17 protein-coding genes and 1 pseudogene are annotated in these 24357 nt (G+C 59.4%); 11 read left to right on the plus strand and 7 right to left on the minus strand.

The window, feature by feature from the left end; genetic code table 11:
- The first annotated feature begins 29 nt into the window (after nucleotides 1-29).
- The 9 genes from JZY91_RS04010 (at nucleotide 30) to JZY91_RS04050 (ending at nucleotide 11231) form a co-directional block, all read left to right on the plus strand.
- On the plus strand, nucleotides 30-821 hold the full coding sequence (locus tag JZY91_RS04010) for an ECF transporter S component (protein ID WP_234949047.1): 792 nt from the start codon (nucleotides 30-32) through the stop codon (nucleotides 819-821).
- Entirely contained in the window at nucleotides 822-1502 is a 681-nt protein-coding gene (locus JZY91_RS04015; protein WP_234948670.1) for an energy-coupling factor transporter transmembrane component T, read from the plus strand.
- Entirely contained in the window at nucleotides 1493-2686 is a 1194-nt protein-coding gene (locus tag JZY91_RS04020) for an ATP-binding cassette domain-containing protein (protein WP_234948671.1), read from the plus strand. The genes JZY91_RS04015 and JZY91_RS04020 overlap by 10 nt, the downstream gene beginning before the upstream one ends.
- Nucleotides 2687-2801: 115 nt before the next feature.
- Nucleotides 2802-5444, plus strand: coding sequence for a Z1 domain-containing protein (locus tag JZY91_RS04025; protein ID WP_234948672.1), 2643 nt, complete (start codon nucleotides 2802-2804; stop codon nucleotides 5442-5444).
- Between the two features lie 2 nt (nucleotides 5445-5446).
- Complete coding sequence (locus JZY91_RS04030) at nucleotides 5447-6445, plus strand: PD-(D/E)XK motif protein (RefSeq protein ID WP_234948673.1); 999 nt, start codon at nucleotides 5447-5449, stop codon at nucleotides 6443-6445.
- A gap of 497 nt (nucleotides 6446-6942) precedes the next feature.
- On the plus strand, nucleotides 6943-8325 hold the full coding sequence (locus tag JZY91_RS04035; RefSeq protein WP_234948674.1) for a hypothetical protein: 1383 nt from the start codon (nucleotides 6943-6945) through the stop codon (nucleotides 8323-8325).
- A 40-nt stretch (nucleotides 8326-8365) separates the two neighbouring features.
- Nucleotides 8366-9211 carry a hypothetical protein gene (locus JZY91_RS04040; RefSeq protein WP_234948675.1) on the plus strand — a complete coding sequence of 282 codons (846 nt, stop codon included), beginning with the start codon at nucleotides 8366-8368 and terminating at the stop codon, nucleotides 9209-9211.
- 26 nt (nucleotides 9212-9237) lie between these two features.
- Nucleotides 9238-10017, plus strand: a complete 780-nt coding sequence (locus tag JZY91_RS04045; protein WP_234948676.1) for a hypothetical protein — start codon at nucleotides 9238-9240, stop codon at nucleotides 10015-10017.
- Nucleotides 10018-10085: 68 nt separating this feature from the next.
- On the plus strand, nucleotides 10086-11231 hold the full coding sequence (locus JZY91_RS04050; protein ID WP_234948677.1) for a DNA cytosine methyltransferase: 1146 nt from the start codon (nucleotides 10086-10088) through the stop codon (nucleotides 11229-11231).
- Here JZY91_RS04050 and JZY91_RS04055 read toward each other — a convergent pair.
- The 4 genes and pseudogenes from JZY91_RS04055 to JZY91_RS04070 all read right to left on the minus strand — a co-directional run bounded on the left by JZY91_RS04055 (nucleotide 11228) and on the right by JZY91_RS04070 (nucleotide 17289).
- Complete coding sequence (locus JZY91_RS04055; RefSeq protein ID WP_234948678.1) at nucleotides 11228-14350, minus strand: DUF3427 domain-containing protein; 3123 nt, start codon at nucleotides 14348-14350, stop codon at nucleotides 11228-11230. The two genes, JZY91_RS04050 and JZY91_RS04055, sit on opposite strands and share 4 nt — an antisense overlap.
- Entirely contained in the window at nucleotides 14347-14745 is a 399-nt protein-coding gene (locus tag JZY91_RS04060; RefSeq protein ID WP_234948679.1) for a (deoxy)nucleoside triphosphate pyrophosphohydrolase, read from the minus strand. The genes JZY91_RS04055 and JZY91_RS04060 overlap by 4 nt, the downstream gene beginning before the upstream one ends.
- 85 nt (nucleotides 14746-14830) lie before the next feature.
- A pseudogene (locus JZY91_RS04065) lies at nucleotides 14831-15771 on the minus strand (L-lactate dehydrogenase).
- 93 nt (nucleotides 15772-15864) lie between these two features.
- Nucleotides 15865-17289, minus strand: coding sequence for an amino acid permease (locus JZY91_RS04070; RefSeq protein WP_234948680.1), 1425 nt, complete (start codon nucleotides 17287-17289; stop codon nucleotides 15865-15867).
- A gap of 169 nt (nucleotides 17290-17458) precedes the next feature.
- Between JZY91_RS04070 and JZY91_RS04075 the strand changes: the two genes are divergently transcribed.
- Nucleotides 17459-19894, plus strand: coding sequence for a DEAD/DEAH box helicase (locus JZY91_RS04075; RefSeq protein ID WP_234948681.1), 2436 nt, complete (start codon nucleotides 17459-17461; stop codon nucleotides 19892-19894).
- Between the two features lie 357 nt (nucleotides 19895-20251).
- Nucleotides 20252-21190, plus strand: a complete 939-nt coding sequence (locus tag JZY91_RS04080) for a trypsin-like serine protease (protein ID WP_234948682.1) — start codon at nucleotides 20252-20254, stop codon at nucleotides 21188-21190.
- Nucleotides 21191-21284: 94 nt separating this feature from the next.
- On the opposite strand, the gene JZY91_RS04085 is transcribed toward JZY91_RS04080, so the two are convergent.
- The 3 genes from JZY91_RS04085 to putP all read right to left on the minus strand — a co-directional run bounded on the left by JZY91_RS04085 (nucleotide 21285) and on the right by putP (nucleotide 24249).
- On the minus strand, nucleotides 21285-21767 hold the full coding sequence (locus JZY91_RS04085; RefSeq protein WP_234948683.1) for a DUF2269 domain-containing protein: 483 nt from the start codon (nucleotides 21765-21767) through the stop codon (nucleotides 21285-21287).
- Nucleotides 21768-22065: 298 nt separating this feature from the next.
- Complete coding sequence (locus JZY91_RS04090) at nucleotides 22066-22671, minus strand: HNH endonuclease family protein (RefSeq protein ID WP_234948684.1); 606 nt, start codon at nucleotides 22669-22671, stop codon at nucleotides 22066-22068.
- Between the two features lie 3 nt (nucleotides 22672-22674).
- A complete protein-coding gene (gene putP / locus JZY91_RS04095) occupies nucleotides 22675-24249 on the minus strand; it encodes a sodium/proline symporter PutP (protein ID WP_234948685.1) in 1575 nt (524 codons plus the stop codon).
- Between the last annotated feature and the right edge of the window lie 108 nt (nucleotides 24250-24357).

Below are 24357 nucleotides of genomic sequence, written 5' to 3' on the forward strand. Positions count from 1 at the left end.
CAGTCACCTCGACCCCCGCCGGCCAGCCGATGCGCGGCGGCGCAGAGTGGACCCCGGGCCGCCGCGCGCTTGTTATCGCCGGCGCGGCCGTGATCGCCCTCACCTGGCTCTACCTGGTGCTTGTTCGCCCGACGGATTGGGAGAACGTCACCGGCTCCACCCAGGGCATCATCACCCTGCTGGGCTACGGCATTGGTACCATCCTGCTGCTCATCGCCACCGTGCCGGTCCTGCCGGCGCGTACCTTGGGCCTGATTCCTATCGCCATGATCATCAACTCCGTTGTGGGTGAGATTGTCGGTTCCATTGGCCTGCCGCTGTACCTGGATTCCATCGGCACCGTGCTGGTTGCCGCGCTGGCCGGCCCGGTTGCGGGCATGACCACCGGTGCGCTGAACAACGTGGTGTGGGGCCTGCTGAACCCGGCCGCGCTGCCGTTCGCAGCTGGCGCCGCGCTGATCGGCTACCTCTCCGGCGAGTTCATCCACCGTTTCCACGCCTTCAAGAACATCGGCACCGTGATCCTCTACGGCCTGCTGTTGGGCTTGGTCGGCGGCATGGTGGCCGCCCCGGTCGCGGCATTCGTCTACGGCGGCACCGCCGGCGTGGGCACCGGCGCGTTGGTGAGCCTGTTCCGCGAGATGGGCGCCAGCCTCATCGCTTCCGTGACCACCCAGGCGTTCATCTCTGACCCGGTGGACAAGATCATTGTCATGCTGGTGGCCTTCTTCACCGTGAAGGCGCTGCCGAAGCGCACCGTGGACGCGTTCGCCCCGCGCGAGGGCCAGGGTTCCGCAGGCGCCACCGCCGCCACCGTCTAAGTGGTCAACCCGCTCACCGCGCTCGCCGTCGGGGCCTCCGGGTGGATCCTCGTCATGGGGATCAACACCCCGCAGGCATCGGCGGCGATTGTGCTTATCTCCCTGGTGATCGCCACCGCGAAGACGAAAAACCTCGCCCCCGCGATCGCCGTGTTTGCGCTTGCGCTGCCCGTGGCGCTGTCCATGCTGCTCATCCACGCCCCCTACGGCGAGGAGCGCATCGCGCCCTTGATCACCGCGGACGGCCTGTTGGTGGCCGGCGAGCTGGCCCTGCGCTTCACCGCGCTCATGGCGTGCCTGCTGGCCGCCGGCACGTTCGTGCGCACCCCGGATCTGGCCAAAGCGCTGCAGGCCCTGCCCGGCGGCAACCGCATCAGCTACATCGCCGGCTCCACGCTGCAGCTGTTTCCCCAGGGCACGCAGCGCGTGCGCATCGCGCGCGACGTCAACCGCCTCAAGCACAGGGACATTCGCTTTTCGACGGTCATTCCAAACCTCATCATGCCCGTCCTCACCGAACTGTTGACACTGTCCTCCCACCGCGGCCGCGCCCTGGAAACCGCAGGCTACGACCTCCCCGGTCGCCGCACCGTGCTGCGTCCCGTGCCGGATAGCGCCCTGCAGCGCACCGTCCGGTGGGCCACCCCTCTGATCTGCCTGGCGGTGGCGATATGGCTCTGACCTTCGACCTCGCGCCGCTTGCGCAGGCGTTGCGGCGCAGCGACACCGTCCAGGTGATAGCCAATTCCGGCGCGGGTTTGACCAGCCTGGCCAACCAGATCCACGAGACCTGGCCGAACGCCGCCGTCGTCGGCCAAGACCCCGTCGCCCACATCACCTACCTGCGCGAAACCGTGATCGAGGAGGTGGCCGTGGGCCTGGAGCAGCGCGGCGTGCCGCAGGCGGAGATGCTTCAGCGCTGCCAGCGCATCCTCGCCGCCGCGGACCTCACCGACCTCGCGGAGCGCAACCCCGCCAAGCTCTCCGGCGGCCAGACCCGTCGCGTGGCCATCGCCGCCATTGCCATCTTGGAGCCGGAGGTCCTGGTCCTCGACGATCCCTTCGCCGGCCTGGACACCGACTCCGCCGCCCGCATCGCCGCGCTGCTTCAGACCCTGCCTTCCCGCATCGTCCTGCTGGGCACCCGCCCGCGCGACATGGCGGGGGAGCAGCTTTCGCTTCACGACGCTTCCTTGCACCCCTTCATCCCAGCCCCAACCACCCCTGTCTTGCCAGCGCCCGTGCCGGCTTCGGCACTGCCCGAGTTAGACCTCGGCGAAGTGGCTGCCACCCGCGGCGGCAAGAAGCGGAAGTGGTGGCAATTCCGCGCGGCGGAAGAACCGGTCTTCACCGCCGGGCCGATTGACCTTCGGGTGCGACCTGGCGAGGTGGTGTGGCTGCGCGGCGCGAACGGTGCCGGCAAGACCACGCTGCTGCGGGCGATGGCTGGCCTGGACGGCAACCCCGGCCTTGAGGCTTCCAGCGGCGTGACTGTGTCGCTAGCTTTGCAGCGCGCAGCCGACCAGCTTGCCGAATCCACCGTCGGCGCCTTCATTGACGACGCGGACGCACTGGCCCGCCTAGCGGAGCTCGGCGTGGAACTGGACCCCGAGGAGCACCCGCTGGACCTGCCCGCCGCGCACCTGCGCTTGGCGCAGCTTGCCCAGGTGTTCTCGCAGCGCCGCCAGCTTGTGCTGCTGGACGAGCCCGACGTGGGCCTGGACCTACCCAACCGCGCCCGCGCCCACGCGCTGATTGCGGAGGGCCTAGCCGCCGGCGCAGCGGTGATCCTCACCTGCCACGACCAATCCTTCGCCGCCGAGGTGGGGGAGTACGCGGTGGTTAGTGAAAACCATCTTCCCTAGCTCTATGCAAGCCAATGAGAGTGAAGCGCTGTGAACTCCCAACTTGCTGTATAAGCTGGCTCTATTGTTTCAGGGCCTGAATCTTTCTTGGAGAGTCAAATGCTTGGAGAGTCAAATGGTTGAAGTTGATGAGATGACGTATGGCCTTTTCCACAGCGCCGCAATTAGATTTGGTCCCGATGTAGCGATTCAGCGATTTAAGCTCCTGGGCGTTGTTTCCGATGATGTCGCCGATGTGATGGTCGAGCGCTATAAGACAGGAGTCGAAAGAGTTGTGGGTGTCGGGGGACCTGTCATCGCGAAAGGCGATGAATCTTGGTACCCGGGGGCGCAGCCGGGGGATCCCAGCTGGTCCAACTTCGTGGAGTACATGGATAAAGAACGTCGCTCTGATCAGGTGCCAGAGGTGCACAGGGCTAGTGACATGATTATTGGCCTGACACCAGATCCCAAGAATGATCCGCGACGGGCAAAAGGTCTGGTTGTCGGTTTTGTGCAAAGTGGCAAGACAACCAACTTCACAGCGGTTGCAGCCAAGGCTGCGGACCTTGATTACCGAATGGTCATTGTTCTCGCAGGCATCCACAACTCGCTCCGAAAGCAGACTCAGGAACGATTGGAAGAAGTTCTCCTCGCCGGCGATCAGGGTTCGCGCTGGATTTCGGTAACGCGACCAGAACAGGATTTTGACCTAGTCAAACTCAACGAGGACAAGCGGCAAGGTGGAAAAGCGTTTAATGCTGCGTCAATGCTCAGCGCACAAAATAAGACGCTGCTCTTAGTTGTAAAAAAGAACCACGTCGTTTTGAGGAAGCTGAGGGATTGGCTTTCCGCAGACGGTGCACAAACTCAACTTGAAAATAACGCTGTTCTAGTCATCGACGATGAGGCAGATCAAGCGAGCGTCGAAACCCGGACTATAAACCCGTTGATTCGCGAAATACTGCAATTGATGCCGCGCAGTACTTACATCGGTTACACAGCCACACCCTTTGCGAACGTTTTCATCAATCCATTCGAGGCTGATGACCTTTACCCAAGCGATTTTATTTACCCACTTCCACGACCCGAAGGGTATTTCGGTCCAGAAAAGCTGTTTGGGCGAGATGTTCTAGACGGAACCGGCGACGACTTCGACGGCTACGACATGATTCGAATCATCCCTGAGGAAGACGAGTTTCTCTATAGGCCGCGGAAACGTGCCGAAGTACCAGACTTTGAGCCCACAGTCACGGACGAATTGCAGGATGCAATTTACTGGTTCTGCATGGCGACTGCAGCTCGATGGCATCGCCGGCAGTCAGCGAAAGAGCATGTCGACAGTTCCATGCTGGTGCACACCTCCTTCCAGATCGAGGTTCACGAGAAGTTTCGAGATGTTATCAGCGGGGAGGTTCGACGACTCAAAGCTGGAATCCGACGCGGTGATAAAGAGCTGCTTGCACGTTTGCGCAAGCAATGGGAAACGGAAACTGAACGCGTAAAGGCCTCAGATTTCGGTATCACAGGCGAGGGATTTGACGAGGTGCTCGGCAATCTCCCCGCGGTGCTCAATGATGTGAAGGTGATCGTCGAAAATAGTGGGAGCGACGAGCGTCTCGAATATGAAAAGGGCAAATCAAACACGATCATTGCGATTGGAGGAAACACACTTTCCCGTGGCATCACACTCAAAGGTCTGATTTCGAGTGTGTTCATCAGGCCGACAAATACTTACGACACACTGCTGCAGATGGGGCGCTGGTTTGGTTTCAGAACCGGCTACGAGGATCTTCCTCGTATTTGGATGACTGACCAGCTGCGTCGTTCGTTCAGACACCTTTCCTTGGTTGAACACGAGATGCGTAGTGACATGGAGGTTTACGAGCGTCAAAACCTCACTCCGAGAGACGCCGCAGTTCGAATTCGCACCCATCCTTCGCTCCGCATCACAGCGAAGATGGGAGCTGCTGTTCCGGCCAGGACCTCCTTTAGCGGAGCGCGTCTTCAAGTTCGTGAATATGAACGGAGAAACCAAGAAGAGATTATTTCCAACTGGGAAGCTGGTGAGACGCTCATCAACGACGCGAGGCGTCGCACCAAGGAAGAGGAGATCGATGGTGGTCTGCTTTATCGGAATGTTCCCGTTGCCTCCATACTCGAATTTCTGGATTCCTACGTAATCAGCGCGGAACAGGCTGATATGGACACCGAAATGATCAAGAAGTACATCCAGGAGCGCCTCCGTTCAGAGGCTCAGCAGCTAAGCCACTGGAATGTCGCGGTCCGTGCCGGTGAGAGCGCAGAGAAAACCTTCGCGGGCCGAAAGATGAAGTTCGTGAATCGTGCACCCTTGATTGGTTCTAAAGGAACACTTGCCGATATCGGCACCCTAATGGTTCCCCAGGATCTCGTTATCGATATACCCGGCATCTCTTCAACTGAAGCGCGCAGCAAGAAAGAAGCAGGCATGAAGGAGCTGCGTTGGAAGACAGAAGAGGTGAAGGACAAGGGTCTGCTTGTTCTCTACCCGATTGATGCGAATAGTAAGCCGAAGACGGGTAGTCCCACGCGCGAGAACATGAGCGCCGAACACGACATCCTGGGACTTGGTCTGGTCTTCCCCCGAGCGAATTACTCGGAAAGCGAAAAGGCAAAGATGCAGGTCACTCACCAGTGGGTGGATCTGGCAAGCGTCGAAACAAGCGCACCTGAGGTTGAGCTTGCCGAGAGCCCAGAGATTGTGGACAACTCGGTCGAGGTCTACGGGGAGTCTTAAGAATGGTTTCGCGTACACCTATAACAGATGCCTGGCACCTCCTAAAGAATCCCGGGAATCTCGGCGAACTTCAAGTGGCGGATTCCTGGAACGCAGTTCGCTTGGGAGTTCAAACGAATGGCAGAGAAGTGCTCGCGGCTATCGACGGCGAAAACGGAAGACACCTCTTGGTTCCGGCATTGAAACAAAGGTACCCGCTCGCGCCGCCGAGTGCGCTTTCTGTAGAGGTTGCGCACCAGAGTTTCAGATTTTTCGATGGTACCGCCGAGTCAGGTCGGTTTCTGGATATTTTTTGTTCTGACCAGCGACTATATGAACAGTTCGACCACGTGATAATGGCCGTCTTAGAGGCCATCCGCGGGGGTGGTGACGGTGCAGATGTAGCGCTAATTGAAGTCGCTCGCTGGCGACGACTCTTCGCTACCTTAGCGAGGTTGTCGCCCCTCTCTGTCGAAGAGAAGGTTGGGCTCTTCGCTGAGCTAACCGTGTTAGATGCCTTGAATAACGGAATGGAGGGTTTCGATCCCTCCTGGTGGACTGGACCTCTGAGGCAGCCTCACGATTTCGAACTGCCTTCTCTCTCCATTGAAGTTAAAGCCATTACCGACGGATCCGATCAAGTGCGAATCAACGGTTTGCGACAGCTGGACTCGGTTGATGGAAAAGACCTCAACTTAATACTCGCGAGCGTGATGTTTTCTCATGAAGGTTTTACGATCGGAGAACTGCTTGAGCAAATCGTTTCCGGAGATCCCCAAGAACAATCATTGCGTGAGCTTGCGGCTAAAGCCGGGATCTACGGTACAAGCGATGACACTGATCGGATGATCATTACCGGGTTGTACCATGCTGAGGTCGAGGAGACTTTTCCTCGGATCACTCCAGCGGTTCTGGGTACGGAAGCGATTTCGAGAGTAAATTATTCGATTGATCTAGGCGCAGTACTCGCGCACGCAATGGCTATCCAGCCGGCCGATTTAGTAGGGTTCATCGATGAGTAGCCCGCAGTGGTGGTCGCAGCCGATGCGCCCAGAGGGCGACAACACCGGCAGCGGAATCAAGAATCAGCTTGGGCGCCCAGACCGCTTGGGCGAATACGCAATTCTGGTTCGAGAAGCAGTGCAGAACTCATGGGACGCTCGTCGAGCCGGTGCTAATGTGCGCTTTTCGATTAGTCTGCGCACGCTGGGAGAGTTTGCACCTGCTTGGCGAGTGCATCTGGGGTCCTCGGCGCTCCCGGAAGAACAAAGCTCTATCCTTACAAACCTCTCCAAACAAACACCAGTTCTTATTGTTTCTGATCGAGGCACTACCGGTTTGGGTGGGCCCCTTCGATCGGACCGCTCAAACACCTCTGGCGAAGTCGCAAACTTCGTTCAATTTATGAGAAACGTGGGTGAGGCTAGGGATTCCGAACTCGGAGGGGGAACATATGGCTATGGCAAGGGAATCTTCTATCGAATAAGTTCCGCATCTGCCATCTTGGTAGATTCGAAGAATGGGACAGATGGTCGGGCCCACCGGCGTCTCATGGATCTTGGTAGATTCGAAGAATGGGACAGATGGTCGGGCCCACCGGCGTCTCATGGGGGCCGCTCTGAGTGATGCCTTTGATTCCCATGACGGGAGAAGGTTTACCGGCCGCCATTGGTGGGGAGTCGTCAACGACGGAGTTCCTGATCCGGTACTCGATGAAGATGCAGCATTGCTCTCAGCTGAGCTCGGGCTTCCTGGATTCAAGGAGGATGAAACCGGCACCGATATTGTGATTATCGCCCCAGATCTCCAACTGGAGTCAGGTGATGACGACTTGGAAAGTCTGGGTGAACGGATACGCGGCCACATCTATTGGCATCTTTGGCCGAAGTTTACGACCGCTCAGAGACCTCATGGCATCAGGTTTAATGTTTCCGTGGAAGACCGGCTTCTCGATTTTCCAGACGTGGCCACTGTGCCGGTGATTCGCAATCTAGCCAAATCATTGGACGACATTGCGCGACGCCAAGGTGCCGATTATGAGTTAAAGAAGTACCTTCCGAATTCACTGGGCGAGTTTGCCGTTGACTATGTCATCAAGGCACCAGCCCCTATTCGAGATACCTCAATCATCTCGATCATGAGCTATTCCGAAATCGATGCCCCGTATCGCCATATCGCCAGGATGAGGCAAGCAGAACTCGTTGTCGACTACTTTAAGGCCGCTCCTATGCCGACGACTGACGTTGGCTACGTCGGGACGTTCCGAAGCAGCGCCTTCGCAGACGAAGCCTTTGCGGCCGCTGAACCTCCGACGCATGATGCCTGGTCGACGGCAGGTTTGACGGGGAATAACCTGGGGATTGTTCGCGGTGCTAAGAGCTTTCTTGAGAATGAAACTAATGCGTTAGTGGCCGCCCGGTCGGGGGCCCGGTCCAAGCTCGTTCAAGGCTTGGGCAAGATTTCAAATGAATTGGGAAATTTCCTCGCGCCGGTCATCGAGCCAAGCAACCCCTCGGAGCCCTCGGCGACACGGCCAAGTCGCTCAGGGAGCAGAACGAAAAAGTCCTTCAGGGATTTGGGACAACAGCCTATCCGGCTTGAAATGGGTAGACCCTACGCCGGGCATTTAGTACAAATAGGTGATTCTGTTGCTCCAGGTTCTCACCTGGAGGCCACCGCATTTGTGAAACTGGCAAACGGAGGACGGGAGTCGCCGGACTCTGCGCCTGCTGGCTCCGACCAACCACGGTTCCGCGGCTGGTTTGTCCCGGATACTGGAGACCTCCTATCAACTGACTACCGCATTTCGATCGAGAACGTAGCCGGTTTAGTAATCGAGGCTAGGTTCGAACATGTTGCGGGTGCAGCAATTAAGACCTATGTCGAGGGGAAGAATGTTTAAGGCAATCGAGGCCCCATACCTAACTCCGGATCCTGCGGTAGTGGCGGCAGAGAATTGGCATCTTGAAACCGGAGATGAACGGATACCATTGCCAGATCAATTCGAATCTTGGTCGCAAGGCACTTCATTCCGGTTAACGCGACGTATTGAGATCGATCTGCCTACTCTCCTTTCTCAATCTGGTCTTCCAAATACGGCCGAGATTGGCGTTAGCGTTTCATGGATGAGTAGCTCCACGAAGATCCGACGTCGGGTGTTCAGATCTGCAATCAGAGACGAGCCGATCTCGATCATCGCTAACCTAAACGGTGACGAAATTAGTGGTGAAGTAGATCTCCGCACGACGGTGATCCTGAACAGTTCTATCGAGGGAACTGACCCATGGGTTGCGTCCGAAGTGGGCTCAATCCTTCTTGCCGAAAGACGCGTCTTTGGACTTGGCTTTAGCGAGTCAGGATTCCCCATGTCGGTCGTAGATTTTGCGCTTACAACTCTGCCGATCGAGGCATCCTGGCACTTAGAGACCTCCGTAGTTCTTGAAGATCGCTTTAGCTCAAGCTTTCAGGTTCTGGTCAACGAGCGTGATGAAAAGCTGATCAAGGCCATGGAAGCCGATAAGCCAACCAAAGAACAAAACTTGATTCTTCAAAATCTAATGGCGGGTGTTATGGAGGAGACACTTCGATTGGCATACGCATTGCGCAGCAGTGGAGAGTTGGCGTTGGACGGCTATGAGTACGGATCAGTCGGCGAGGTCCTCTCGAACCTGGTCAAGAGAACAGGAGACGTGTCGTTGGACTCACTCACGGACCCTTCGCAGCTGGCACTAGCTCGCGCACAATTCGAAGCCATGGCTAGGACATTGGGTGTCGGGAGGCAATTTTAATGAATAGCCCTCTGATATGGCCGAGAATGTCCCGAAATCAAGCGGAGGAGGTTTTTTCTGAGGTCCAGCTAGATGCAGGTCCAAAGATTGAGTTGGGAACGAACCAATTCGACTTTGACGGAATTGGATCTCGAGTCAATCGAAGCGATCTACAGGAAATGCGCGATGAATTATTGGAAATCGCTTCTCAATTTGGCTTCAAGGCTAGGCATGGTTATCAGCAGGTTTCCTATCCAGATCGAGAAACTGCACGGTCCATAGACCGGGCTTTTGTCGCTCGGTTCCATGACCTGGCTCCAATGCGTTGGGCCGAAGCAGGTTCCCGTGAAGTGTGGTCTTGGTTCGCTTTGGCTCTGCTGCCAGATTTAACCCATTGGCGGTGGAAGGCTGCAGTCGCAAAGAAAGCGGGAGCCCGAGAGGGGGAGTGGTACAAGCCCCGGTGGATTGGCTCAGATCTGACACGGCATACCTGGGCAAGATATTGGTGGAGGGCAGTGCAGTTCGAGGTAGCACCGGAGCTGCTAATGGAGCTTAATGAACATGATCTGAACCACCTTCTTGAGAGAGCAGACACTCTGGGAGCTAATCCCGGTCTAATGGTGAGTTTCGGACGCCAGCTTCTTGACCTCAACGAAACTTTCTCCGGTGATGATTCCGTGTCGCGCCGAGACATCTTCGACGATTCAGCCCGTCGAATGCTGCGGCGTCTCGCGTTTGTAGACGACATCGCTCTAGATGAGGAAGAGTCTCAATTGCTAGTCAGTGATTTTATGAACGAAACGAAGACACGGTTAAGCAAGAAGTAGGGATACACGAAGTCATCTGGAAAGAGTGGAATCCCTATATTCGACTTTCATGTGTAACATCGCTCGGTATGTCTTCTAGAGCCGAGGGTGGATCCAGGTGCCGCGTCGCCCTAGATCGCTGGTTCTCGAAACAGGGTGATGCAGGTTTCGATATCGCGAATAAGATTATCGGCACTTTGCCTGATGACGTGGATGAATGGGAGACCAAACTAAAGGAATCCCACAAGAGTCTAGACCATAAGGTTGTGGACTTGTTCTGCGGATGTGGGGGATTGTCTCTTGGTTTCCAGACCGCGGGTTTCGAAATCCTAGCTGGCTATGACTATTGGGATAAAGCTATTTCGACTTACAACATGAACGTAGGTGACCATGCGAAGTTGCTAGATCTCAAAGACCTCGACGAATGCATTTCCGAATTGAGTAGTTGGGGAGAGCCGGAAAATTTTCCATCTATCATCGGCGGCCCCCCGTGTCAGGACTTCTCACTTGCCGGGAAACGAGAAGAAGATAAGAATGCGGATCTGACCATGAAGTTCGCAAAACTGGTTAGTCACTTTTCGCCTCCGTTTTTCGTAATGGAGAACGTACCTAATGCTGATCGCTTCCCGACTTATCGAAAAGCGATTGCGCACCTTCAAGACGAACAGTTTCACATTGAAAAATATGTGATTGATGCCTCAAAGCTGGGAGTACCGCAGAAGCGAAAGCGACTCATCGCTATCGGCTCGAAGGATAAATATCTTGCCAAGTGGATCGGACTGGTTCTTCAAAGCGCACTTGAGACCCGTTCGCAGATGTTGCCGCCGTCGCTCGATGATTGGTTCGGACCCGGCTATTTCCCTGAACTCTATTACCGGCATCCTAGGACCTACGAACGGAGGGGCCTCTTCTCGTCTCACGAACCGTCTCCAACTATTCGTGGGGTCAACCGCCCTATGCCGGGAAACTACAAGTTCATTCCGGCGGACCACCTTGTCATCAAGGAGACAAAAGGTTTGGAAGAGGTGACTCCCGAAGTGGAAAATGCGGTTAGGGCAGAGGCGAATCGGCTAGACACCAATCTCCGGAAGCAGATTCAAACGTTTCCAAAGGATTTTCGAATGGGCGCAGCTCAGACTGACAACGAGCAGATGATTGGCAATGCGGTTCCAGTCATGCTTGGGTATTTCGTGGCTGCGGTCATCGCTGAAGTTCTTAGCAAACTTGATTACTAGATTGCCTCTCTCTGCTTTGCGAACAGTTCGGCAGGCATCGGTCTGCGAAGAGCCCAGTCGATTTGAATTGGCTTTTCCCCTGTGTGGGACTTTGGATCAACTTGTCCGAGAAGCTGGTAAGCATTCGCTGTTCCTATGCTGGAGTTCCTTTCAGTTCGGACACTCAGCAAATTTGTAATTCCAAGAGTAGCCCCGTTGAGGTAGCGCTCCGCCTTCTTGGAAGTAAGAGAAACGGTCGCAGGCGAGATCCAGTGGAATGAATCCGCCGAGGTCGGGTAATCCTTATATCTGCGATTTTCGTTGAAGTTTCGAGCGTCTTTTTCGAGAGTCACGAAAATTAATACGGTTGACGAGTCCGAAATAAAAGTTTCGCCCTCCCTTGGGATGTTAAGCAGCGTGGGGAGGTCATTTTGGCTCAAAGCTGCTGTCATCTCGCCCACTGAGTAGTGGGCATGTGTGAAGAGTACGCCCTGGCCAGGTCCAGAAAGAGGTAAGGGCGTGTACGCGGCGCGGTCAAGTTGGTAACTGAAAATCTCAGAAAGCTCGTCTGCGATGGACGGAACCGCTCTAATTAATTCCAGTGCCGCATCCCAATCTGTAGGTGGTTGAATGTTGGCCAGGCGGCCGAAGAACTGAATTACGAGCATGCGCGCGAATGCACGATCACATTCACTAAGAGACGAGTAGGGCGCTGCGCCAGGCGCAACCAGACTGGCGTATGCATCAGCGCGGACCGGGTCATCTACGTGGAGAAATGACCTCAGGCGCCCTAGAAGAAAGTCCTCGAGCTCGTTCGGTGGAACTGTCCCCACAACATTTGAAGTCCGAAGTAGCCGAGTCCAACCACCTTGTTTCCGATTGCGGTAGATGTCTTCTATTTGAAGGCCGGTATTCGCCAAGAACTGAGACAGGTTAGTCGTAGCTTCCTGCTCGACAAGTGACCGAACCTTCCTGATATCCGGGTTCGCTAGTTGACGGATGTTACGAAGAACTCGCTCTTGAGTCACGCGGTCAAGCTGGATGCTTGATCCTCCTGGGAGATTTGGGAACTCGTCCTCTACCTCACGAGCCAGATGAGTTCCTCTTTTTCCTACTAGTGCGGAGAATCTGGCATGGAAGTCGAACAACTTGTGCTGCTCTCCTATGAAATCTAGAACTGTGCACACCTTGCCAGGACGCTTCCTCAAACCTCGGCCCAGTTGCTGCAGGAAAACGATCGGACTTTCTGTGGGGCGGAGCATTAGGAGAGTATTGACTTCTGGGATGTCCACACCTTCGTTGAAAAGGTCGACTGTAAACAGCGCTTTCAACGTGCCGTGCCTCAAATCAGTGATGGCTTTTTCGCGTACGCTCCAATCCGTTCTCGAAGTTATTGCTGCTGAGGGTACCCCGAAAGCCGAAAAGCGATTTGCCATGTATTCCGCGTGGTCAATGCTGACGCAAAAGCCCAGCGCCTTTACCTCATCGAGGTCAAACTGGCGTTTCCGCAACTCGTTGAGTACGAGGCGAACACGGGAATCTCCTAACTTGATGTAAAACTCGCTCAGGTCCGCAACGTTGTAGGCTTTACTAGTGCGTGACCACTTCACATCGCTCAGGTCAGTTTCGTCGTTAACACCGTAGTAGTGCATTGGCGCGACGAGCCCGAGTTGGAGGGCATCCCACAACCTCAGCTCATACGCAACGCGATAGTTGAAGAAACTCTGGACGTTGATACCGTCGCCCCGTTCTGGTGTCGCTGTTAGCCCGAGGAGCTCGGCTGGTTGGACGTAGTCCAACAGTTTTCGGTACGTCGAGGCTTCTGCGTGGTGGAACTCATCGATAACAACGATGTCGAAATGGTCCGGTGCGAAACTGTCGAGCACTTTGCTGAGACTCTGGATTGTGGCGAAGACTTGAGTTCCTTGTGAGGGCGAGGTATAGCCGTCGAGGCGCTCTCCAAAATTTGGATCTTGCAGCACCTCTCTGTATGTGCGAACGGCCTGTTTGAGTAGCTCGTTGCGGTGCGCAACGAAGAGAAGAGTTGGATACCTTTTGGATTCCTCGACCATGCGTCGGTAATCAAGGGCTGCGACGACTGTCTTACCAGTACCCGTAGCGGCGACAATGAGGTTTCGGTGGCGGCCGTGCATGCGGCGCTCGGCCGCTAGAGCTTCAAGCATCGCATCTTGATAGGGGAACGGTTCCACGCGCAACCCTGAAAGTTCGATGCCGTATTCAGTTCCGCGCTTCGCAATCTGAAGTGACTGCTTTAGACGGGCCTGGTCTTGCGACGGCACATACGAGGGGTAGTGGCTGTCCTTCCAATACGTATCGAAGACCGCCTCAAACTTGTTCAGAATCGCCGGTGCCGCTGTTCGCGAAGCCCGAACGTTCCACTCGACACCGTCGATTAGCGCGGAACTCGAAAGATTGGAGCTGCCGATGTAGGCGGTATCAAAACCGGAGTTTCGCCTGAAGAGCCAAGCTTTCGCATGCAATCTGGTGTCTTGCGATTCGTAGCCCACTTTAACTTGCGCGCCGAACTCCTCGACGAGGCGGTTGATTGCCTGAATCTCCGACGCGCCGCAATATGTCGAAGTAATTACGCGGAGGGGAATCTGGTTGTCACGCAAGTATTCGAGTTGATCGCGGATAACTGAGATGCCGGAGTTTTTAATGAAAGCGCACAAGAGATCGACGCTGTCTGCGGTGCGGATCTCACGTTTGATTTCTGCGGCCATGCTGAGGTCATTATTCGCGTTAGTCAAAAGGGACGCACCGGTAAGTGGGGTCGGAAGGATCGCCGGAGGATCACCTAGGCCCGTTTTGTATACCGCATACAACAACTCTTCTGACTCCACGGCATCATCTGGATCGATGAGTTGAGCGAGGGCATTAATGAGTCCAACTCGTTCGAGAGGAGTTTTAGTCCGAGACAGCTTCTGCGCGAGGTGTTCAGCAATTACCCGAGTGATCGCCTCCGTATAGCGTTCCTGCAGGTCTTCGTCTACGGGCGCGATTCGACTCCGTGTGAAAGGATCCGCATTCTCAGTGGCAGCGATGCGCTCTCGGATCCTCCGCGTTACAGCGGTTTCATAAACACCTTCGGGGAGAGCTTCGTTTGCCCTGCTTGTCATTGGCATCCGATCTGTTGCAGCATTCCTACCGCTTCCACGTCGGCGGGTGCCCACTCGAGGTTGCCGAGATCAGCGGGCGCCACCCAGCGGATTTCTGCATGCTCGACAGCGGCTGGGGTTACGTCGAGCAAGGTGCAGTAGTAGGTGGAGAGGTTCACGATGCCGAAGTCGTACTCGTGGCTTGTGGTGACGACGTGGTTTCCGACCTCGACGCGAATGCCAAGTTCTTCGAGAAGCTCGCGGGCGAGTGACTCCTCAGGGGTCTCGCCGGGCTCAATCCTGCCGCCGGGAAATTCCCACATGCCGGCCATCGACATTCCCGGCCCGCGTTGCGCTGCGAGGACAAGACCGTCCTTCACGAGGACAGCTCCGACGACGTCGATCTGTTTAGGCATGGGGCTCATTGTAGGTGTCCGGCTGAAATCAATCGTCGAAAAGCGAAAAGCCCCGCGGAGGGGGCTTTCGGGGGAAGCTCCGGACCTAGTCGGTGAGACCGGTGGACTCGACTACCTCGCGCAGGGTCTTGGCGGAGGAGGCGAACTTCTCGTACTCCTCCTCGGAGAGGCGCAGCTCCACAACGTTGCGCACGCCGTGGCGGTTGAGGATGGTGGGGGTGCCGATGTAGATGTCCTGGAGCGCGTACTCGCCTTGGAGCAGTGCGGAGACCGGCAGGGCCACATCCTCGTTGCGCAGGATTGCGCGGGTGATGCGGGCAAGCGCGGAGCCGATGCCGAAGGAGGTGTTGCCCTTGCGCTTGATGATGTCGTAGGCGGCGTCGCGGGTCTTGACAAAGAGCTCATCGATCTTGTCGTAGATCTCCGGATCGTGCTCTGCCTCCTTCTCCAGCATGGAAGCCAGCGGGACGCCGGCGACGGTGCCGGTGGAGATGACAGGCAGCTCAGAATCGCCGTGCTCGCCGATGATGTAGTTGTGGACCGCGGACGGGGCGAGGTTGAAGTGCTTGCCCAGGTTGTGGCGCCAGCGGGCGGTGTCCAGCACGGTGCCGGAGCCGATGACCTGGTTGGACGGCAGGCCGGTCTGCTTCCAGGTGACGTAGGTGAGCACGGGGAGTTGATGGAGTCGAAGATCTTCACGTTGCGGGCGACTAGGTCCAGGCGGGTCTCACCCTCGCGCTGGGCAACGCCGGCGCAGTTGACGATGAGGGCGGCATCGCGGCAGTCCTCGTAGGTGCCGACGGTGACCTTGATGTTGTTGCCGGAGAACGGGACGGAGTGGGACAGGTCCTCAACCTGTGCCCAGGTGAGCTCCTCGTTGAGGTCGATGATTGCCAGGTGGTCCGTCAGGCCCTGGTTGAGGATGGCGTAGGCGTAGGCGATGCCGACGGCGCCTGCGCCGATGAGCACGACCTTGGTGCCGGGAGTGACGGGTGCCGGGTGGAGGTTGGGTTCTGGGGTCTGCATGTGAAGTCTCCCTTTCGCTGGGTAGCGGGGTGTCTCTTGATTTGCAAACCCGAGTTTACGCCATTGGTCCGACTATTTCCGGTCAGTGCCCGATTATTTCCGTTCGTGCACAGCCGGGGCTTGCGCCATGGCCTTCGGGCGGCCGGTGAGGAAGTACAGCGCGGTCATCAGGATGGTGAAGCCCACCCCCACCGCGAGGGCCAGGTGGTACTGCGGCAGCCACGCCATGATGCCGAACGTGAACAGGATGAACGCGACGGCGAAGTACTGGCCGTAGGGCCAGAAGGGGACCGGGAACCGCAGGTTCTGCACCTGCTGGGGTGTCATGTGGCGCCTGGAAGCAAGGTGCGCCAGCAGGATCATGAGCCAGACGAAGACGGTGGCGAAGGTTGCCAGCGCCGCGATGGTCTCGAACACGTTGGGGAACGCGGCGTTGAGGGCCACGCCGACGATGAGGACGATGAGCAGGGACACCGTTGTCATGACGGGGATGTCCCGGATGGTCTTGGCCATGGCGCGCGGGGCGAGGCCTTCCTTGGCCAGGCCGGTGAGGACGCGGCCGGTGCCGAAGAGATCGGCGTTGATGGCGGAGAGCGCCGCGGTGATGACGACGACGTTGAGCAAGCCCGCCGCCCAGTTCACGCCCAGGGTGGTGAAGATTTGGACGAAGGGGGATTCCTCACCGGTGATGGTGCGCCACGGGTTGAGGATGAGAATGATCAGGATTGCCAGCACGTAGAAGATGAGGATGCGCGCCGGGACGGTGTTCACGGCTTTGGGGATGGCGCGGTCCGGGTCGTCCGCCTCTGTGCCGGCGACACCGATGATTTCCGTGCCGCCGAACGCGAAGAGCACGAGGATGAACGCGGCGATCATGCCCTGGGGGCCGTTGGGGAAGAAACCGCCGTCGTTCCACAGGTTGTCAATGCCGGTGTGGGTGCCCGGATCGCCCAGGTTGAACGCGAGGATGGCCGCGCCGCCGATGATCATGGCCACCACAGCCGCGACCTTGATCAAGGTGAACGCGAACTCCAGCTCGCCGAACCAGCGCACGCTGGCCAAGTTGGCGGCGCCGATGATGAGCAGCGTGACCGTGATCCACACCCAGCTCGCCGTTTCGGGGAACCAGAACTTCATGTAGATGCCGATGGCGGTGAGGTCCGCCAAACAGACAATCATCATCTCGAACGCGAACATCCAGCCCGTGATGTAGCCGCCCAGGCCGCCGAGGTGCTCGCGACAGTACACGGCGAAGGACCCGCGGACGGGGTGGCGCACGCTCATCTCACCCAGAGCGCGGAGCATGAAGTACACCACCGCGCCGCCGAGCAGGTACACCAGCAAGACCGAGGGGCCAGCCGCCTGGATTGCGCCGGCGGAACCGTAGAACAGGCCGGTGCCGATGGCGGAGCCGAGGGCGATGAAGTGGATGTGGCGGTGCGTCAACCCCCTCCGCGGCGTTGTTGCTCTGCGTGGTGCGGTTCCAGCGGTGGTGGTGCTGGCAGTGGGGGATGACATAGCGGAATGCCCCTGTTGGCTAGGTTTTTATAGACGCTCGTATATTAGCGCGCCGCTGTGCCGCGGCGCGCAGGCTTCTCGCCTGCTGGGGATTGCGGGATGGTTCTTGGGCGAACGTCGATAAGCGAAATAGCAGATCACCGCGCATGTAGCGTACGCTGGGGCGGCAATGACTATTTCCGAGAACGCCACCGGCGGCGAATTTGAGCCGGACATGAATACGTCGGAAAATCAGGACAACCCGCAGGATGTCGCAGCCGCTGAGGCTGCAGCTGAGGACACCAGGGATGCGGGGGTTTCTGAGGAGACCGGCGCTGCGGAGGAATTCGCGGCCACTGCCGAAACTGAAGAGAACACGATTTTGAGCCTCGCCGACGTGGTCGGCGCGACTGAAGATACGCCGGCGGAAGATCCGGCTGAGATGCCTGCCGAGGAGCCGGCCGAGGAGCCGGAACCTGCCGCGCCTGAAGCAGAAGCACCGGAGGCTGAAGCTGGGGAGCTGGCGGAAGCGGACGTCGAAAAGCAAGAGCCCGAAGAAGAGGGCAACGGCTTTGACAACCTCGGCCTGCCGGAGCGCGTGCTGGAGGCTGTGAAACGGGTTGGCTTTGAGCAGCCGTCGCCGATTCAGGCGCAGACGATCCCCCTGCTGATGGAGGGCCGCGACGTGGTCGGCCTCGCGCAGACGGGTACGGGTAAGACCGCGGCGTTTGCGCTGCCGGTGCTGAGCCAGATCGATCCGTCCAAGCGCTACCCGCAGGCGCTGGTGCTGGCGCCGACACGTGAGCTGGCGCTGCAGGTGTCTGACTCCTTCCAATCCTTCGCCGACAACCTGGGCGGCATCCACATCCTGCCGATCTACGGCGGCCAGGCGTACGGCATCCAGCTGTCCGGCCTGCGCCGCGGTGCGCAGGTGATTGTGGGTACCCCGGGCCGCGTGATCGACCACCTGGAGAAGGGTTCGCTGGACATCTCCAGCCTGCGCTTCCTGGTGCTGGACGAGGCGGACGAGATGCTGAACATGGGCTTCCAGGAGGATGTGGAGCGCATCCTGGAAGATACGCCGGATGAGAAGCAGGTTGCCCTGTTCTCCGCGACCATGCCGGGCGCGATCCGCCGCATTTCCAAGCAGTACCTCAACGATCCGGTTGAGGTGACGGTGAAGAGCGAGACCCGCACCAACACCAACATCACCCAGCGCTACCTGTACACCGCGCACCGCAACAAGCTGGACGCCATCACCCGCATCCTCGAGGTGACGGAGTTTGAGGCGATGATCGTGTTCGTGCGCACCAAGCAGGAGACCGAGGAAATTGCGGAGAAGCTCCGCGCCCGCGGGTTCTCCGCCGCCGCCATCAATGGCGACATTGCTCAGGCGCAGCGTGAGCGCACAGTGGACCAGCTTCGGGACGGCCGCTTGGACATCCTGGTTGCTACCGACGTTGCCGCCCGCGGTTTGGACGTGGAGCGCATCAGCCACGTGCTGAACTACGACATCCCGAACGACACGGAAAGCTACGTGCACCGCATCGGCCGCACTGGCCGCGCGGGCCGCACCGGCGAGGCCATCCTGTTTGTCACCCCGCGCGAGCGCCGCATGCTTCGCTCCATCGAGCGCGTGACCAACGCGACCATCGAGGAGATGGAGCTGCCGACTGTCGACGAAGTGAACGAGAGCCGCAAGGCCAAGTTCATGGACTCCATCACCGAGTCCCTCGAGGCCAGCGACCTGCAGGTGTTCAAGGCCATGGTGCGCGAGTACTCCTCCGCCAACAACGTGCCGATGGACGACATCGCCGCCGCGCTGGCCACCCAGGCCCAGGCCGGCGACGAGTTCCTGATGAAGGAGCCGCCGAAGGACAAGCGCGACCGCCGCGACCGTGAGCGCTTTGACCGCGAGGACCGCCGCGACCGCGAGCGTGGGGACCGCCGCGGGCGTTTCGACGATCGCGGGGACCGTGGTGATCGCGGCGGCCGCGGCCGCTTCGAGCACAACGACGAGAACTTTGACACCTACCGCCTGGACGTTGGCAAGCGCCAGCACGTGCGCCCGGGTGCCATCGTTGGCGCGCTGGCTAACGAGGGCGGCCTGAACTCCAAGGACTTCGGCCGCATCACCATCGGCAGCGACTTCACCCTAGTGGAGCTGCCGAAGAACCTGGACCAGTCCGTGCTGGACCGCCTGGAGGACACCCGCATCTCCGGCCAGCTGATCAACATTCAGCGCGACCACGGTGCGCCGTCCGGCGGCCGCGGTGGCCGTGACCGCGACTTCGACCGCGGTGGCCGCGGTGGTTACCGTGGTGGCCGCGACCGCGATTTTGATCGCGGCGACCGTGGGGATCGCGGTGGCCGTGGCGGTTACCGCGGGGACCGTGACCGGGATTTTGATCGCGGCGACCGTGGCGATCGAGGTGGTTACCGTGGCGGGCGTGACCGCGACCGTGATTTCGACCGAGGTGGACGTGGCGGCCGGGACGACCGCGGCGGCCGTGGTGGCTGGAACCGCGACCGCGATGATCGTGGCGGCCGGGACGACCGCGGTGGCCGCGGAGATCGCGGCGATCGTGGTGGGTACCGTGGCGGCAGGGACCGGGACCGCTACTAGGCGTTTGCGCTGCTAGGTCGGCGTAGTGAACGTCGATAAGCAAGAAGCTCAACCCTCGCTCCACTTGGAGCGAGGGTTTGTTCGTGGTGTGCAGGTGTCGGGGCTGCGCCGGTGAGGTGGGGGGACCCAGATGCCGAGACCTAGACACCGAGGGGCAGGACCCGAGGGGCAGGGTCCGAAAAAGCGCCTTGCGGATGACGTTTTCGTGGTCTGGGCTTCGGGTCCTAGGTCTCGGTGTTTGCGCAGATCACCGAGGAAATGGCGGGTGAGGTAGACAGATGCAAATTCCTGAACATTAAAGGCAGCTGTGGGTTACGCTTTCCCCGTCGAGTTTCCCTCAGCAGAAAGACCTTGACTATGAAGCGTTCCCGCGCGCTCGTTGCCGCTCTCGGCACCGCAGCTATCCTGGCTAACCCGCTGCAGGCCATCGCTGCAGTTCCCACCGTTCCTACCCAGGGTGATGCCCTCTTCCTTGATAGTGGTCTGACCTGCACCATTGGATACAACGACGCCGCGAAGGGTGTGAGCTACACGGCTGCACACTGCGGTAGGGACGGTGCACGCGTGAGCCTGGTCGACCGCAGCGTCCCGGGCGCCACCTACGGAGTCAACCTGTCCCAGCCGATGGGTACGCTGCGCCACTCCAAGAACTTCGACGGTATGTGGTCCAACGACATCGCGACGATCGAGTGGGATCCGGGCGTGAAGCTGGGCGGCAACCCGTACTCCGGCGACACCGTGCTCAAAGTTTCCAGTATGACGCGCGGGGACAAGGTCTGCTACCACGGCGAGACCTCTCACACGGGTACCAAGAACACCAGCTGCGGCACCTTCTTCGCCGCAACTGATGAGCACTTCACTGTGCGAAGCACCGCTGCCTCGCGCGCGGGCGACTCCGGCGGCCCGATCTTTGTGGAGGGCAAGGGCCTAGTGGGCATTGTCTCCCGCGGCCCGGATGAGCTGGGCAAGGCCGGTTGGGTCCAGATCGGCCCGGTTCGCATTCCCGCCAAGGACTACATGTGGGCCACCACGCTGAATGACAGCAAGAAGCTCACCCAGGCGCAGATCGAAGCTGCCATCAAGGGCGCCGCGGGTGTGGACGAGGCGGGTCTGGTTGACGGCCTGGTCGATGGCGTGAAGACGAAGCTGGGCTTCGAAGGCTCCTCCAGCTCCTCGAACGGCGAGACCGTCGGCGGCACCGGTAAGTCGGTGGGACAGATTGTCGCCATTATTTTCACTGTGGTGCTGCCGATCCTGGGCCTGCTGAGCCAGGTTTCCAAGTTCATCCGCCTCTAGGCTCTGGGTGCTCTGGCGCTTCGGCGCTGGGCCGGCATGACAAAGCCCCTGTTCACATCGTGGTGAACAGGGGCTTAAAAGCGCTGCGGGCGTGTTAGGCCGGGGACGGCAGGAACATGAGGATGAGCACCAGGAACCAGAGCAGGTTGAAGATGCCTGCGCCGGCTGCTGCGGTGGCCTTCGCCTTCTCAAAGTTGCCTGCAACGTCGGACGGGTCTGCGTCCGCCGGGTCAAGCGCGCCAAGGGAACCCATGATCTTGCGCTGCTGCGGGATGACCATGAAGAACAGCAGGGCCCAAGCGATCACGGAAAGGATGATTGCGGTGTGCAGCCAGTAGTTGGACTTGTAGCTTGGCCAGTCGACCGCCAGGATCACGCCACCGAGCAGTGGCACGAGCACGGAGATCAGACCGTAGGTTTTGGTGATGCGGTGGAGGACAGATGCGCGGCCGGTGGACTCCTCGCCGCCTTGGCGAGCGCGCACTGCCTCAGCCGGGAACATGGAGGTGGCCACCATCACGGGGCCGAGGAGTATGATCGCCGCGGCGACGTGAATGAAGGTGAAAAATGTGATCATGTCCCCTTACTCTACGGCACGGATAAGGTTTGCTCTGGCTAACGTAAGGGCGGTCGAGCTCTGCGTTCGGACAAGTGCCCGGGCCGGGGCTCAGGGGCATATGTTTAGGTCGATGGATTTACGTCGATAACTGCCGGTAGGAATTTTATGCAGAAAATTGTAGACACGTGACCGTTAAGACTGAGACCAGCAGTTATGCCCCTGAACCTATCGACTTAAACATATGCCCCTGAGCGGAGGGGCTGGGCGGGCTGGTCGGCGGGCGGCGAGGAGCCTGCGACGGGGCTGGTCGGCGGGGTTAAAGGGAACGTCGTGAAGCAAGGGCTTTGAGCCCCGCGCAGGAGCGGCGCATGGCGCGCTGGTCGGCGGCGGGGAGGGGGAGCGCATACTTCGCGGCGACGTGGGCGAGCTGGCGGGAGTAGGCGCAACGGGCGCGCCAATCGGGCGGCAGCCACTCGGAGGGCAGCTGGTCCGATTTGGCCTGGTTGGCGGCGGTGGAGGTGACAACCAGGTTGGCTGGGTCGTTGGCGAAAGCGAGGCGCTTGTCGCGCGGCCAGGTGTAGGCGCCCATGTCCCACGCGGCGGCGAGGGGGAAGAGGTGGTCCAGCTCCACGTCGGTGGGCATGATTGGCCGGCCGGTGTAAGGGTCCGCAATCGGCTGCACGTCCCAGGCGTACAGGGGTGCGGTGCAGGGTACCCCGCCCCAGGCGTGGGACATGGCGGCGGTGCGGGTGTCGCAACCGCCTGGCAATGGCGCCCAGCCGGGGCCGAAGGCGCTCGCGCGGTCGTAGCCCAGGATGGTGTAGCGGGTTGGGGTCGAGGGGACGTCGATACGCAAAAGCCCCGTCGGGAACGGGGCGATGGCGAGGGTGCAGATAAGTAGCAGTGTTAAGTACGTTCTCACACCTTAGTTAGACGCTGGGCGGGCGGCCGCGGTTCCCTCGAGTGCGTCGCGGAAGGTGGAGTCCGGGTGTGCCAGGGCGTAATCGGTGATGGCCACGGCGCGGTCGAACTCCTGGGCAACCCCCGGCTTCGGCTGCGTGAACAGGGAAACAGCGACCATGGCGATGGTGGCGAAGATGACGCCGGGGACGATCTCGTAGATCATCGCGGAGGTGGCCGGGACGGAACCCCAGATGAACACAGTCAGCGCGCCGACGATCATGCCGGCGATGGCGCCCGGCGCGGTGAGGCGCTTCCAGTACAGGGACGCCAGCACGACGGGGCCGAACGCCGCGCCGAAGCCGGCCCAGGCGAAGCCGACGAGGCCGAGGATGGTGTCGGAGGGGTTGACGGCCAGGAACATGGCGACGACGGCGACGAGGACGACCATGGTGCGGGACAGCACCAGCAGGGTGGTCTGGGAGGGGGTTTTGTTGAAGATGCGGTAGAGGTCCTCGATGAGCGCGGAGGAGGTGATCAGCAGCTGGGAGGACATGGTGGACATGATCGCGGCGAGTACTGCGGTGAGGATGATGCCGGCGATCAGCGGGTGGAACATCAGGCGCGAGAGGTCCAGGAAGATGGTCTCGAAGTTGGTCTGGTCCGTGACGGTGGCGGTGTTCTGGGAGAAGTAGACGGTGGAGACGAGCGCGGTGAAGATGGCGCCGACGTAGCAGATAGCCACCCAGATCATGCCGGTGCGGCGGGCGGAGGCGGCCTCCGCGGGGGAGCGCAGCGCCATGAAGCGGGTGACAATGTGCGGCTGGCCGAAGTAGCCCAGGCCCCACGCGAGGTTGCCGATGATGGTGGCGGCGGAGACGCCCGCGACCATGTTGAAGTATGTGGCGTTGCCGTCCGGGTGCGGGCCGTAGGCGTTGTCGGTGGCCCAGGTGAAGATGTCGCCCGGGTTATCCAGGGCGAACAGCGCCATGATTGGCACGATGATCAGGGCCAGGAACATCAGGCCGCCCTGCACTACGTCCGTGTAGCTCACGGCGAGGAAGCCGCCGATGAAGGTGTACAGCACGGTGATGGAGCCGACGATGAGCATGCCGGTCATGTAATCGCCGCCGAAGGTGGACTCGTAGTACCGGCCGCCGGAGACCATGCCGGAGGAGACGTAGAACGTGAAGAAGAAGATGATGATCACGGCCGCGGCGAAGCGGAGGATGTGGGAGGTATCCCGCGTGCGGTTTTCAAAGAAGCTGGGCAGGGTGATGGAGTTGTTGGACACCTCGGTGTAGGAGCGCAGGCGCGGCGCCACCCACTTCCAGTTGGCCCAGGTGCCGATGAAAAGGCCGATGACAATCCACAGCTCACTCATGCCGGAGACGAACAGGGCGCCGGGCAGGCCCATGAGCAGCCAGCCGCTCATGTCGGACGCGCCGGCGGAAAGGCCGGCCACGAGCGGGTTGAGGCCGCGGTCGCCCAACACATAGTCGTCATACTTCTTGGTTTGCAGCCACGAATAGAAGCCGATGGACACCATCACGCCGAAGTACAACACAATGGCCAGCACAAGCCAGAAATTCTCAGTCACGGTCTCTCCTTTTGCACGAACGCATTGAGCGTACTGCATGGGCTAGAGCCCCATGGAGCTCTAGCGGAATGAGGTTGCGTTGGCGGGAGCGTTCTTCAAAGGGAGGCT

The organism is Corynebacterium sp. CNCTC7651 (assembly GCF_021496665.1).
In the GTDB taxonomy this organism is placed as follows: Bacteria; Actinomycetota; Actinomycetes; order Mycobacteriales; family Mycobacteriaceae; genus Corynebacterium.